This window comes from Ignavibacteriales bacterium, assembly GCA_016214905.1.
In the GTDB taxonomy this organism is placed as follows: domain Bacteria; phylum Bacteroidota; class Ignavibacteria; order UBA10030; family SZUA-254; genus PNNN01.
In genome coordinates this window covers 91,598-104,131 of record JACRMQ010000001.1, presented here as the reverse complement: position 1 = coordinate 104,131, position 12,534 = coordinate 91,598, and the positions used below count along the sequence as shown (strand labels likewise).

16 protein-coding genes are annotated in these 12,534 nt (G+C 40.6%); 11 read left to right on the top strand and 5 right to left on the bottom strand.

Annotated elements, in window-relative coordinates:
- Positions 1–2 precede the first annotated feature (2 nt).
- The 7 genes from infA to rplQ are packed head-to-tail and all read left to right on the top strand — an operon-like array spanning position 3 to position 3,410.
- A complete protein-coding gene (infA, locus tag HZB59_00445) occupies positions 3–221 on the top strand; it encodes a translation initiation factor IF-1 (protein ID MBI5019890.1) in 219 nt (72 codons plus the stop codon).
- Positions 222–232: 11 nt separating this feature from the next.
- Positions 233–346, top strand: a complete 114-nt coding sequence (rpmJ, locus tag HZB59_00440; protein MBI5019889.1) for a 50S ribosomal protein L36 — start codon at positions 233–235, stop codon at positions 344–346.
- 47 nt (positions 347–393) lie between these two features.
- Positions 394–777 carry a 30S ribosomal protein S13 gene (rpsM, locus tag HZB59_00435; protein MBI5019888.1) on the top strand — a complete coding sequence of 128 codons (384 nt, stop codon included), beginning with the start codon at positions 394–396 and terminating at the stop codon, positions 775–777.
- Positions 778–799: 22 nt separating this feature from the next.
- Positions 800–1,213 carry a 30S ribosomal protein S11 gene (gene rpsK, locus HZB59_00430; GenBank protein MBI5019887.1) on the top strand — a complete coding sequence of 138 codons (414 nt, stop codon included), beginning with the start codon at positions 800–802 and terminating at the stop codon, positions 1,211–1,213.
- 34 nt (positions 1,214–1,247) lie between these two features.
- Positions 1,248–1,877: a 30S ribosomal protein S4 gene (rpsD, locus tag HZB59_00425; protein ID MBI5019886.1), complete on the top strand. Its 630-nt coding sequence runs from the start codon at positions 1,248–1,250 to the stop codon at positions 1,875–1,877.
- Positions 1,878–1,926: 49 nt separating this feature from the next.
- On the top strand, positions 1,927–2,916 hold the full coding sequence (locus HZB59_00420) for a DNA-directed RNA polymerase subunit alpha (protein MBI5019885.1): 990 nt from the start codon (positions 1,927–1,929) through the stop codon (positions 2,914–2,916).
- A gap of 20 nt (positions 2,917–2,936) precedes the next feature.
- A complete protein-coding gene (gene rplQ / locus HZB59_00415; GenBank protein MBI5019884.1) occupies positions 2,937–3,410 on the top strand; it encodes a 50S ribosomal protein L17 in 474 nt (157 codons plus the stop codon).
- Between the two features lie 59 nt (positions 3,411–3,469).
- Here rplQ and HZB59_00410 read toward each other — a convergent pair whose 3' ends face one another.
- A complete protein-coding gene (locus HZB59_00410) occupies positions 3,470–4,075 on the bottom strand; it encodes a hypothetical protein (GenBank protein MBI5019883.1) in 606 nt (201 codons plus the stop codon).
- Positions 4,065–4,637: a hypothetical protein gene (locus HZB59_00405; protein MBI5019882.1), complete on the bottom strand. Its 573-nt coding sequence runs from the start codon at positions 4,635–4,637 to the stop codon at positions 4,065–4,067. The genes HZB59_00410 and HZB59_00405 overlap by 11 nt, the downstream gene beginning before the upstream one ends.
- Before the next feature lie 317 nt (positions 4,638–4,954).
- Between HZB59_00405 and HZB59_00400 the strand changes: the two genes are divergently transcribed.
- From HZB59_00400 to aroF, 4 genes are all read left to right on the top strand, one after another.
- Positions 4,955–7,477 carry a leucine--tRNA ligase gene (locus tag HZB59_00400; protein MBI5019881.1) on the top strand — a complete coding sequence of 841 codons (2,523 nt, stop codon included), beginning with the start codon at positions 4,955–4,957 and terminating at the stop codon, positions 7,475–7,477.
- Complete coding sequence (locus tag HZB59_00395) at positions 7,478–7,834, top strand: hypothetical protein (protein MBI5019880.1); 357 nt, start codon at positions 7,478–7,480, stop codon at positions 7,832–7,834.
- Positions 7,827–8,612: a glycosyltransferase family 2 protein gene (locus tag HZB59_00390; GenBank protein ID MBI5019879.1), complete on the top strand. Its 786-nt coding sequence runs from the start codon at positions 7,827–7,829 to the stop codon at positions 8,610–8,612. Before HZB59_00395 ends, HZB59_00390 begins: the two co-directional genes overlap by 8 nt.
- 139 nt (positions 8,613–8,751) lie before the next feature.
- A complete protein-coding gene (aroF, locus tag HZB59_00385; protein ID MBI5019878.1) occupies positions 8,752–9,765 on the top strand; it encodes a 3-deoxy-7-phosphoheptulonate synthase in 1,014 nt (337 codons plus the stop codon).
- 154 nt (positions 9,766–9,919) lie between these two features.
- Here the strand turns inward: aroF and HZB59_00380 are convergent, their stop codons facing one another.
- From HZB59_00380 to HZB59_00370, 3 genes are all read right to left on the bottom strand, one after another.
- The gene (locus HZB59_00380) at positions 9,920–11,608 is read right to left on the bottom strand and encodes a YgiQ family radical SAM protein (GenBank protein ID MBI5019877.1); all 1,689 of its coding nucleotides are present in this window, start codon (positions 11,606–11,608) and stop codon (positions 9,920–9,922) included.
- 74 nt (positions 11,609–11,682) lie between these two features.
- Positions 11,683–12,069, bottom strand: a complete 387-nt coding sequence (locus HZB59_00375; protein ID MBI5019876.1) for a co-chaperone GroES — start codon at positions 12,067–12,069, stop codon at positions 11,683–11,685.
- Positions 12,070–12,073: 4 nt separating this feature from the next.
- Positions 12,074–12,532, bottom strand: a complete 459-nt coding sequence (locus HZB59_00370; GenBank protein MBI5019875.1) for a hypothetical protein — start codon at positions 12,530–12,532, stop codon at positions 12,074–12,076.
- Positions 12,533–12,534 lie beyond the last annotated feature (2 nt).

The following is a 12,534-nucleotide window of genomic DNA, read 5'->3' as shown; positions in this document are numbered from 1 at the left end:
GAATGGCTAAGCAAGGACCAATTACGATGGACGGTGTAATCACCGATACATTACCCAACGCGATGTTCAGGGTGAAATTAGATAACGGTCACGAGATATTGGCAGTAATTTCCGGTAAAATGAGAATGCATTACATAAAAATATTAGTCGGCGATAAAGTAACTGTAGAAATGTCGCCTTACGATCTGACCAAAGGTCGTATTACGTATCGGTATAAATAATTGGAGTTTTCATGAAAGTTCGATCATCAGTGAAAAAATTATGTGATAATTGTAAAATTATACGGCGCAACGGTGTTGTCCGCGTAATATGCAAGAACCCAAAACACAAACAAAGACAAGGATAAAGACGAATTCTAATTAGAATTTAATTTAGTCGAAAGGATAATTAATAGTGGCTCGTATAGCAGGCATAGATTTACCAAAAAATAAACGATCCGAAATCGGACTAACTTATATCTTTGGCATTGGTCGTAGTACCGCGCACAAGATACTCGATCAAGCCGGAATCAGTTACGCGAAAAAAATAAACGAACTGACCGATGACGAAGTTGCGAAAATTCGTTCAATCATCACTTCCGATTTAAAGGTTGAAGGTTCCGCCCGAACAGAAACGCAGATGAACATAAAGCGGTTGATGGACATTAACTCATATCGGGGATTAAGACATCGAAAAGGATTACCGGTGCGAGGGCAACGGACGAGAACAAACTCACGGACACGTAAAGGTAAACGTAAGACAGTTGCCGGCAAGAAAAAAGCAATAGCCAAGAAATAACATTTAATAACGGATTAATAAAATGGCAAAACAAGGTTCAGGTGCAGCAGCGCAATCAACGGCTGCAAAAAAGAAAAAGAAAATTCAGGTCGATGTAACCGGTAAAGTTTTCATCAAGGCTACATTCAACAATGTTATAGTTACAATCACCGATGTTTACGGTAACGTAATAAGCTGGTCATCGGCAGGGCGCAATGCGTTCAAAGGATCGCGAAAGAATACACCGTTTGCCGCGCAGGTAACGGCTGAAGCTGCCGCGAAAGAAGCATACGACCTTGGTTTAAGAAAGGTCGATGTATTCGTCAAAGGTCCCGGTTCGGGACGTGAAGCAGGCGTACGATCTTTGCAAACATGCGGTTTGGAGATTCTTAGCATACGCGATATTACACCGATACCGCATAATGGTTGCCGCCCGCCAAAAAGGCGACGTGTTTAAAATATTTAATTAGAATATCAACAGTAAGGAAATTATGGGTCGTTATATTGAAGGAAGTTGTCGGCTGTGCCGAAGAGAAAGACAAAAGCTATTCTTAAAAGGCACGAAATGTTTTACAGAGAAATGCCCGGTCGAGCGCAGAGCGTATCCACCCGGATCGCACGGACAAACACGGCGTCAGAAAATCTCTGAATATGGAGTTCAGCTTCGAGAGAAGCAGAAAATCAGACGCATGTACGGATTGCAGGAAGTGCAATTCAGAAATTATTTCAAACGCGCACTGAGCATCCCCGGACGTACCGGCGAGAATCTTGTAAAGTTACTTGAACGTCGGCTCGATTCGGTTGTGTACCGTCTCGGATTTTCTCCTTCAAGAAAAGCAGGACGACAGATGATAGTGCACGGTCACTTTTTGGTGAACCATAAACCTGTCAATATCCCATCTTTTCTCTTAAAAGCCGGAGATGTGGTTCATGTTGTTGATAAAAGTAAAAAGTTAGATATTATTCACTCATCCATGAAACGCATGAAAGATAACACGATGCTTCCGTGGTTGAGTCTCGATAAAGCCGGAATGGCCGGAACATTTTTAAATGTACCTGAGCGCGCAGATATTCCGCTCAACGCTAACGAACAATTAGTCGTAGAACTTTACTCCAAATAAAAATCTCAAGAGCACCGATCCAAATAAGAATCGGTGGGAGAAGGAAAATATGGTAGCAACAAATTATCAGATGCCTGAGAAGGTACAAATCGACGAAGTAAGTTATACGAATACATTCGGCCGATTTATTTTACAACCCCTGGAAAAGGGATTCGGTGTAACAATCGGGAACGCGTTTCGCCGCGTTCTTCTATCATCTCTTCAAGGAACGGCATTCACCGCCCTGAGGATTGAAGGAGTGTTGCACGAATTCTCCACGATCCCCGGAGTTGTGGAGGATGTCTCCGAAATTATTCTTAATCTAAAATCGGTGCGGATGAAACTCATCAATAAAAAGTTGAACCGCGTTGTTTTAGAGATGAAGGGTCCAAAAAATGTAACAGCCGCCGATATTCAAAAAGCGAATCCGGAAATCGAGATTCTGAATCCCGATCAACACATAGCGACTCTCAACGCGGGTGCTCAGGTTGAAATCGAATTACGGATCGGACGCGGTAAAGGTTACGTAACCGCTGAAGAAAATAAAGCTCCCGATCAAACGGTAGATGCGATCACCATGGACTCGATCTTCACGCCGATTAAAAATGTAAGATTTATAATCGAACCAACGCGCGTAGGTCAGCAAACCGATTACGAAAAGCTGACGCTCGAAATAGAAACCGATGGTTCCATCGCGCCCGATGATGCTTTGGCACAGGCGGCAGTCATATTGAGAGATCATATTCAACTCTTCCTAAGCTTCAATATTGATTCCGATGCTCAGGAAGAAATGCTGGAGAAAGATTCCGAATTCGTACGCATCAGGAAAATATTGCAGATGCCTGTAGATGAAATGGAGCTTTCAGTCCGATCTCATAATTGCTTAAAAGCGGCAAACATCCGAACGATAGCCGATTTGGTTAAGAGAGATGAACCTGAATTGTTGAAATTCAGAAACTTCGGAAGAAAATCACTTGCCGAGTTGGGTGAAATCATTGAGCAGTTCGGACTAAATTTTGGAATGGATGTTGAAAAATATCTTCACGATACCAACGATTAATTTAAAACGTAGGAAGAAAAATGCGTCATAGAAAATCAGGAAGAAAATTAAAAAGAACGGCGAGTCACAGAAAATCGACACTTTCAGCGCTCTCAACCTCGCTTATAAAACATAAAAAAATTAAAACAACACTTGCAAAAGCAAAAGAAACCCGCATGGTTGTTGAAAAAATAATAACCCGCGCTAAGAATGCTGTTGCTGGTGAAGGCGAGCAAAAGAATGTTCACGCACGCAGAGAAATCGCCCGCTACATAAAAGACCGTGATGCTATAAAAGAATTGTTCACCGAAATAGCCACGAAGGTTGCAACACGACCCGGAGGTTACACGCGTGTAGTAAAACTCGGTCAACGACACGGCGATGCCGCCGAAGTTGCAGTGCTTGAGTTGGTAGATTTCAATACAGGTAAAGCACCTGAAAAACCTGCTGCCAAACCGAAAGCGAAGAAAAAATGTAAAGGGTATCCAGAAATGGATGCCCTTTTTTTATTGTGATCTATGATGCAATTATCAATTAGTAGGATTGTACCCTTAGTATTTTAATACTTTGTACTCTATTTTCTGGGTTGCTCCGGTAATATTAGTGTTGGCATTTTGTCCTTCATCCCTAATGCTTCTCCGATAACAAGTAATACAGTGTATTCCTCAATAGTTGAAGGAGCAACAATTTTCATAAGACTAGCATCAGGTTCAGATATCGGTAAAACATTATATGGGAAACGTACTCCTATACAAATTCTTGGACGAATTGTTATAACATTAACGAGCGTTTTAGATGAGTCTAAACTTGTGATATGCAGATGGATTGAATAAATATATGGTAAAGTTTTAACTGTTTCATCAATAACACGATAATATATAATTGAAGTATCTGATGGTAGCATGTTCATTAAGTAGAAATCATTTTTATTCTCGGGTTTTCTTAAAATATACTCACCCCAGACAATTGATGAATCTTCAGCGGATTCAATATACTTCAATGGCATCTTCTCATGATTTTGTTTTATAATTATTTTTATAACATCAATTGAAAAATTAAAGATGTAACTTGTTGGATTCTTTTTTGGCATTTTCAATTCATAGTAGCCGTACTTAGAATCACAGCCAACTAGAAGAAGAAAGGTAACAATAAGAAATATCCTTAATATCTCAATTTTCATACTTTTTATCATCAGTTATTTTGTAATTAGCCCCAGTAATTCCTTTTATATCATTTCGATCCAATTCCGCAATGATTAGATCCTTGATGCCTGGTAATTTAAATGTAATAAAGATTGGCCTATCAATTGCCTCTTTCAGCTTTGAGATATTAAAATTTGATAAAAAACAAATTGTAAGTTCAGTATCCTCACCTTTCTTAAGGGCTATTTTACTTGAGACAGTATTGCCGTTATTCGAATAAATTCTCTTTTCTGAAAAATTATTAGCCCATTCTGAAGAAATTATTATTTGAGATGTATCAAGTTCATAAACATTCGATCGAATGTTATTTATTCCCAATTCGATCGTAACGTCCACGTTTGATGATCCTTTTCCACTTGGACTATATTTCCCTTCGATTATGAAATTTGCAATATCTGATTCAATCGCAATTACTTTCCCGCTCTGTTCATTATATGAGAAGGTCAATTTATAGGATGGTATACACCCATCGAATTGTAGTACTAAAAAGAGACCTAAAAATATTCTAACGCCGTTTAGAGAATAAAAAGTTAATTTCATTTTATCACCTTCTAAAAATCCAACTTGACAATCTATTTTGAGGTAATCCCCAGTATATCCAAATATCATTCATGTATTGATTCTGCTTTTCCTTCCAATCCATTACACGATTACAATATTAAGACAATAGCGATTTAAATCCAAACTTTGTATCTAAACCAAAAACGAATATCAAATATCGAACATCGAATAACCAATATCCAATATCCAATATCTCACATCCAACATCTCACATCGAAATACTCAACTACTCAAATACTTTCTACTCAGTACTATCTTTTGTGATTCCCCTCTAAATTCCGTATTTTAAATACATTATGGCATATTCATTTTTAGAAATCGAAAAGAAGTGGCAGAAGTATTGGGACGACCATCAAACATTCAAGGTCGCAGACGATACTGCAAAAGAAAAACTTTACATACTCGATATGTTCCCGTATCCATCCGGATCTGGTTTGCATGTGGGTCATCCCGAAGGATATACCGCTACGGATATTTACACTCGTTTTAAGCGGATGAACGGCTTCAATGTGTTACATCCGATGGGGTGGGATGCTTTTGGATTACCGGCAGAGCGGTATGCGATGCAAACAGGGATTCATCCGAGTATAACGACACAGCAAAATATTGCAACCTTCAAGCGACAAATTAAAATGCTCGGTTTGTCGTACGATTGGTCGCGCGAGGTGAACACTACAGATCCGAAATATTATAAATGGACGCAGTGGATCTTCCTGAAAATTTATAACTCATGGTATGATACGAAATTAGATAAAGCCAGACCGATATCGGAACTGCCGATTCTTTCAAACTTATCTGAAAAAGAAAAGTGCGATTACGTTACGAAACACCGGCTTGCATACCTTGCTGAAATGCCGGTGAACTGGTGCGCAGAACTGGGTACAGTCCTCGCTAATGAAGAAGTTGACGAATGGGTGAGCAAAGGTTACACGGTTGAGCGGCGCGCAATGCGACAATGGATGCTGCGTATTACCGCTTATGCTGAACGGTTAGAAAAAGATTTAACCGAATTAAATTGGCCCCCCGGTATTTTAGAGATGCAGCGCAATTGGATTGGACGCTCCGAAGGAGCAGAAGCAGACTTTGCAATTGCCGGATCAACTAAATCAATCCGTGTTTTTACAACCCGCGCTGATACGATGTTTGGCGCAACTTACATGGTTCTCGCACCTGAGCATCCTCTTATAGATGAGATCACGACTTCTGAACAGAAAAAGATCGTGGATGATTATCGCGATCAGGCAAAGATGAAGAGTGAACTGGATCGTGTTGCTCTTGATAAAAACAAAACGGGAGTTTTCACCGGAGCTTATGTAATCAATCCTGCGACGAAGAAAAATATTCCGATCTGGATTGCAGATTATGTGATTATTACTTACGGCACGGGTGCAATTATGGCTGTCCCCGGACATGATGAACGCGATTACGAATTTGCAAAACAATTCAATCTTCCCATCATCGAAGTCGTTTCCGGCGGTGATATCTCCAAAGAAGCATACACTGGAGATGGCAATGCGGTTAATTCCACAAACGATGAAATTTCACTCAACGGATTAGCAACAGAAGATGCTAAGCTTAAAATGGCAGAATGGTTGGAGAAAAAAGGTCTTGGTAAGAGATCGATAAATTACAAATTACGAGATTGGCTGTTTTCGCGCCAGCGGTATTGGGGCGAACCGTTTCCTTTGATTTATCTTGAAGATGGAACGGTGAAAGATTTACCCGAAACCGATCTTCCGATTTTACTGCCTGAAAGCAAATCATATAAACCAAGCGACACAGGTGAATCCGCATTGGCAACAATTCCTGAATGGGTGAACACAATTGATCCGGCAACCGGCAAGTCGGCGCGAAGGGAAACGCACACAATGCCTCAGTGGGCTGGTTCTTGCTGGTATTATCTACGTTATATCGATCCGGAAAACGATAAAGAATTTATCTCTAAGCAAAAAGAAAAATATTGGATGCCGATTGATCTTTATGTTGGAGGTGCAGAACATGCCGTACTGCATTTGCTTTATGCCCGCTTCTGGCATAAAGTTCTATACGATTTAAGTTATCTTTCGACCAAAGAACCATTCAGACGTCTGATAAATCAAGGAACGATTCTCGGTGAAGACGGGCAAAAGATGTCGAAGTCACGCGGCAACGTTGTCAATCCGGACGATGTTGTGAAAGAGTACGGCGCTGATGCAATGCGGCTGTTCGAAATGTTTATGGGTCCGCTTGTTGATACCAAACCGTGGTCGACTCACGGCGTAGAGGGCGTTTATCGTTTCCTGAATCGTGTTTGGCGAATGCTGGTCGATGAAAATAGCGCACTGCATCCGACAATCAAAGACATTTCAATTTCAGGTGATGATGAGAGATTTATTCATCAAACAATCAAGAAAGTTACGCTTGATTTGGAAGGAATGAATTTCAACACCGCGATTTCACAGATGATGATATTCGTTAATGAGTTTTTGAATCGTGATGTGAAGCCAAAATGTATGATGGAAACGTTTGTTTTACTTCTTTCGCCTTTTGCTCCGCATATTGCTGAAGAACTCTGGCAAAAATTGGGTCATTCTTCTTCGCTTGCTTACGAGAAATGGCCCCGTTACGATGAATCGAAAGCGGCTGTGAGTAGTATTGAAATGGTCGTGCAAGTTAATGGTAAAGTTCGTTCCAAGTTTCCAATCGCCGTTGATATGGATGAAGCACTTCTTAAAAAACTTGTTTTAGACGATGAGAGTGTTAAGCGGCATATTGATGGGAAGCAAATCGTTAAAATGGTTGTTGTCAAAAACAAGCTTGTCAGTATCGTGGTAAAATAAATGGATTCGGTCTCAATCAAAAAACCGGATGAAACCATTGAAGAATATATTTCTAATCTTAACTATGCCACATCGATAAATGTCGGCGATATTGTAAAATCAAAATCTTCTTCACGAATTAGCTGTGGAAAGATTCTCTTTTCAGTAATTCGTACTTTCTTCACTGTTTATTTTATTGAAGGGAAAATATTCCAAGGTGTTGAAGGAATATTAATTGCCCGCCTGGCTGCGATTCACGCTTTAGTTGCCAAGGCAAAAATATGGGAGTTTAACATGCGACAGAAAGAAGGGGAGGGATTGCTGCCGCCCATCAATCAAAAAGAAGTAAGCGCGCTTAAACAAAAGTATTATGTCTGATGTGAGCACGCACGATATAAATCTTTCAGTTATTGTCATTACTCGTAACGAAGAAAAAAACATCGAAGCATGTTTGCAATCGGTTGCGTGGGCGAAAGAAATAATTGTTGTTGATTCGCAAAGCACCGACCGCACCGTAGAACTCGCGAAGAAGTTTACAAAAAAAGTATTTGTGAAGGAATGGCTGGGATATGCCGGTGCGAAAAATTATGCTCTCGATAACGCAACATCCGAGTGGATACTTTGGCTGGATGCCGATGAGAGAGTTACTTCTGAGCTAGCCTCCGAAATCAAAACCATTGTTCATAATGTCACGAACAAGTTTACCGGATTCGAAGTAGCGCGTAGAGCATATTTTTTGGGAAAGTGGATTAAACATTGCGGTTGGTATCCCGGATACGTCGTCCGCTTATTCAAACGGGAGAAAGTGCGGTTCGATGATTCGCAGGTCCACGAAAAAGTGAACATAGGTGGAGCGACTGGCAGATTGAAACATGATTTACTTCATTATACAGATGATACCCTTTATCATTATATGGAAAAATTTAATAGGTACACAACCCTTGCCACACGCGACATGAAAAAATCGGGTAAAATATTTTCGTTGTACGATATTATTGTTCGTCCTCCGTATTTATTTTTTAAAATGTTCATCCTTCGCCGCGGTTTCCTTGATGGTATGCACGGATTTATTCTTTCGATCATGTCGGCTAATTATGTATTTGTAAAGTATGCAAAACTTCGGGAGGCAGAAAATCATATTGGGCTCAAAAAATAATCGTCAGCGATAATTTCACTCTCGGTCGTTTTTACAAAAAGCAATAACAGCTTGCCGGTATAATTACACATTCTCATCATTTTTTATTATCTTAACAAACACAAATCCCTTTGAATATAATTACTTATTTGGATGTTTTATGATACTTGTAATGGATAAATCTGCCACCGAAGCAGATGTGAAAAAAGTTGTATCTTTGATTGAAGGGCTCGGGTTTCAGCCGCACGTTTCCAAAGGTTCCGAGCGCACAATCATCGGTGTTATAGGTGATGAGCGAAAAATAAAAAGAGATCAGCTAGCATTATTGCCTCATGTTGAGAATGTTATTCCGATTCTCCGCCCTTATAAACTCGCAAGCCGGGATTTTAAATCCGAGAATACGATTGTTGATGTAGCCGGTGTAAAAATTGGCGGAAAAGAAATTGCGGTGATTGCGGGTCCATGCTCGGTTGAAAGTGAAGAACAAATTTACCAAACTGCCAGGGCGGTAAAAGCGGCGGGAGCTAAATTGCTGCGCGGCGGCGCGTTTAAACCGCGGACAAGTCCGTACACGTTTCAGGGGATGGAAGAAGAAGGTTTAAAACTACTTGCAAAAACGCGCGAGATGACGGGATTGGGAATTGTATCCGAAGTTATGGATGCCAACGACGTTGATATGTTGAACGATTATACCGACCTGATTCAGGTTGGAGCGCGCAATATGCAAAACACAAAATTATTGAAGCGACTCGCGCAGATAAAAAAGCCGGTGTTATTGAAGCGTAATTTTTCCGCGACTCTCTCCGAATTTTTAATGAGCGCGGAATATTTATTATCGGGCGGCAACGATCAGGTTATTCTTTGTGAGAGGGGAATAAGGACATTCGTCGATTATACGCGCAACACATTGGATTTGAATATCATACCGGCAGTTAAGCAATTGTCTCATCTTCCGATCATTGTCGATCCGAGCCACGGGACAGGCAGGTACGATTTTGTACTACCGATGAGTCGTGCAGCAATAGCCGCAGGTGCAGATGGATTGTTGATCGAAGTTCATCCCGATCCCGCGCAGGCATTTTCCGATGGCGAACAATCGCTAACACCTGCTGCATTTCAATTATTGATGAAGGAAATAAAAGCATTGGCTGGAGTGATGGGAAGGGAAGTTTAGAAATACAAAGTTATATAATGTTACAGTTTATATATAATTATTTTCTTGCACCTATTTAACTGACCCAGACTTTCCTATCCATGAATCAATCTCTGGGTAGAGTCCGTTCCTCAGAACGGACGAATTGCCAAAAGTCCGATTTGAGAATCGGACTCTACAGTTTATTTGTAATTATTTTCTTTCGTTTATTTTTCTCACCAAGATTCTTCTCCACGAACAACTTCTCACCCGTCCATGGATTCATCTCGGTATAATACATCAACGTTGAGTATGTGGAAGGAGTTGGTGTAAATATTTGCACCTGCTCAGGATTGGTTTGCAATTCCTGAGAAACGAACTGTTTCATTTTCACTTCATCCTCTAAAGAACACCCCGGATGTGCCGCAATCAGATAATAAGTAAGGAATTGATTCTTTTTTCGCTTTGTATTAATATCGTCGAAGCGTTTCTTGAATTCATTCAGGTATCGCGTTCCCGGTTTGCGCATCAGTCCAAGAACTTTGTCCTCAGTATGTTCCGGTGCTATTTTAAGCTGTCCCGAAACATGATGCTCAATCAGTTCTTGTAAATATTCCTCACCCGATTCTTTATCATCAAGAATCATATCATATCTAATACCGGATGCGACAAAAACTTTCTTAACACTCTCTATCTTTCTAAGCTTTCTTAACAACTCAATCTGCGGGCGGTGATTATTATCGAGATTCTTGCAAGTAGTGGGGAAGACACAATCTTTTTTCAAACAAATTCCATGCGTCTGCATTTTATCGCAACCGGTCGCGTACATATTTGCAGTCGGTCCGCCCACATCCTGAATGTATCCTTTAAATCCGGGATCGTGGACTATCTCGTTCGCTTCTTTTAAGATCGACTTCTCACTCCGAGAGGTTATAGCCGTACCTTGATGAACACTTATCGCGCAGAAATTACATTCACCGTAACAACCGCGATGAGTGGTGATAGAAAAACGGATTGTATCCATCGCACGAACGTTACCATATTTTTTGTAAAACGGATGAACATCACGTTTATAATCGAGATTGTAAATTTTATCGATCTCTTCCTGAGAAAGATTATGAGCCGGCGGATTCTGGATAAGGTAGCGATCTCCATGTTGTTGATATAAACCATTTGCAGTCACCTGATCGTTGTTCCTGTAAAATGTATGGAACATCTCGATGAATTTCTTCTTATCCTCTGTAACCTGTTGGTAGGATGGAAGATGGATGTATTCTTCCTTTGGTATCTTTGAGTTGTAGCAGATGCCACGGATATCTTCAATTGCTTGGTTAGCGCTTAACCGTGCAGCGATTTCTAAAATTGCTTTTTCTCCCATTCCGTAAACGAGAATATCGGCTTTTGCATCGAAGAGGATGGAGCGGCGTATTTTATCATCCCAATAATCGTAATGGGCAATTCGGCGAAGACTTGCTTCAATTCCACCGATAATTATCGGCTTGGTATTCTTGAAATATTGTCGGATGAGATTAGAATAAATTATAACAGCGCGATCGGGCCTACGGTTATTTTCGCCGCCGGGAGTAAAGTCGTCTTGCCGCCTTCGTTTTTTTGACGCGGTGAAATTTGCAACCATCGAATCTACACATCCCGAGGTAACTCCCCAAAACAATTCCGGTTCACCCAATCGTTTTATATCTTTGTCAGATTTAAAATGAGGTTGTGCGATGATTCCAACTTTGTAACCCGCATCTAAAAGAACTTTCCCGATTACTGCCGCACCGGAATATGAACTATCGATGTAAGTATCACCCGAAATCAGAATTACATCTAACTTCTTCCAACCGAGCTTATTGAGTTCTTCTTTTGTAGTGGGGAGGAACATATATGTAGAATCCTTAACTTTGCAAAGAGAGACCCTTCACTGCGTTCAGGGCAAGCCTTCGCAAGGTTACTGGATTACTTCTCCAATCCTTCCATGAGATTTCGCCGTATCACTATCAGGATTGCGGCTTGCGGGGCTATGAGATATTTTTTTGCTTCATATTCGATTTCAATTGCCTGATCGCGAAGGAAAATTACGTAATCACCTTCTTCAACCTGAAGAGGGATATACTTTACGGGATCTTTCGGTGTGGTTGACCAGGATTCCTGATCTATAAAATTTGGATTCGGTACCGGATAACCAGGACCGACTTTAACAACGTAACCACTCTGAATTTTCTCTTTCTCTTTCACGGTCGGTGGAAGATAAAGTCCCGCTTCGGTGCGCTCTTTATCAGAATCAGGGATGATGAGTACTTTATCGCCGATTACTATCATCTTTTTTCTGCTAAAATCTTCCATGGTACTATTTCTTACTGAGGAATTGTTTCAGTTCTTCAAAATTCTTGAAAATATTTGAAGTGCAACCAAGTACCCAACCTGGAATATCATGCAACTGATACGATGTAACGAGGTAAACCGGTTTATTGAAATACCTTGCCATTGTCAACTCGCCTTTTGTACCGGCTCCTTTAGCCGCGCCTTCATCCCAGTAACAGATGACGTAATCTGAATGATTGGCAATTTCTTTACAATCGATATCGACCAGGTGTCTGACAATTTCTTGATAAAGTCCGGTATTGGTTCTCTTGATTTCACGGAAGTCGATATTAGGATATCTATCGGCGAAAAATATATCGCTTTCCACATTCGGATTAAAGACGGAGTGCTTTACTTTTGTCTGAAGCCATTCCTGCATTTCTTTACGCCAGTTAACACCTTCGCCGTCAGCGTATTCCATTCCACCTGAAAGATATACTCTCATTA

What these genes read in the sequence shown, in the direction of transcription:
- HZB59_00410 (MBI5019883.1), bottom strand. Translation starts at nt 4,075, where the DNA reads ATGAAAATTGAGATATTAAGGATATTTCTTATTGTTACCTTTCTTCTT.
- HZB59_00370 (MBI5019875.1), bottom strand. Translation starts at nt 12,532, where the DNA reads ATGAGAGTATATCTTTCAGGTGGAATGGAATACGCTGACGGCGAAGGT.
- HZB59_00375 (MBI5019876.1), bottom strand. Translation starts at nt 12,069, where the DNA reads ATGGAAGATTTTAGCAGAAAAAAGATGATAGTAATCGGCGATAAAGTA.
- HZB59_00380 (MBI5019877.1), bottom strand. Translation starts at nt 11,608, where the DNA reads ATGTTCCTCCCCACTACAAAAGAAGAACTCAATAAGCTCGGTTGGAAG.
- rpsD (MBI5019886.1), top strand. Translation starts at nt 1,248, where the DNA reads ATGGGTCGTTATATTGAAGGAAGTTGTCGGCTGTGCCGAAGAGAAAGA.
- HZB59_00390 (MBI5019879.1), top strand. Translation starts at nt 7,827, where the DNA reads ATGTCTGATGTGAGCACGCACGATATAAATCTTTCAGTTATTGTCATT.
- HZB59_00420 (MBI5019885.1), top strand. Translation starts at nt 1,927, where the DNA reads ATGGTAGCAACAAATTATCAGATGCCTGAGAAGGTACAAATCGACGAA.
- HZB59_00400 (MBI5019881.1), top strand. Translation starts at nt 4,955, where the DNA reads ATGGCATATTCATTTTTAGAAATCGAAAAGAAGTGGCAGAAGTATTGG.
- HZB59_00395 (MBI5019880.1), top strand. Translation starts at nt 7,478, where the DNA reads ATGGATTCGGTCTCAATCAAAAAACCGGATGAAACCATTGAAGAATAT.
- rpmJ (MBI5019889.1), top strand. Translation starts at nt 233, where the DNA reads ATGAAAGTTCGATCATCAGTGAAAAAATTATGTGATAATTGTAAAATT.
- infA (MBI5019890.1), top strand. Translation starts at nt 3, where the DNA reads ATGGCTAAGCAAGGACCAATTACGATGGACGGTGTAATCACCGATACA.
- aroF (MBI5019878.1), top strand. Translation starts at nt 8,752, where the DNA reads ATGATACTTGTAATGGATAAATCTGCCACCGAAGCAGATGTGAAAAAA.
- HZB59_00405 (MBI5019882.1), bottom strand. Translation starts at nt 4,637, where the DNA reads ATGAAATTAACTTTTTATTCTCTAAACGGCGTTAGAATATTTTTAGGT.
- rpsK (MBI5019887.1), top strand. Translation starts at nt 800, where the DNA reads ATGGCAAAACAAGGTTCAGGTGCAGCAGCGCAATCAACGGCTGCAAAA.
- rplQ (MBI5019884.1), top strand. Translation starts at nt 2,937, where the DNA reads ATGCGTCATAGAAAATCAGGAAGAAAATTAAAAAGAACGGCGAGTCAC.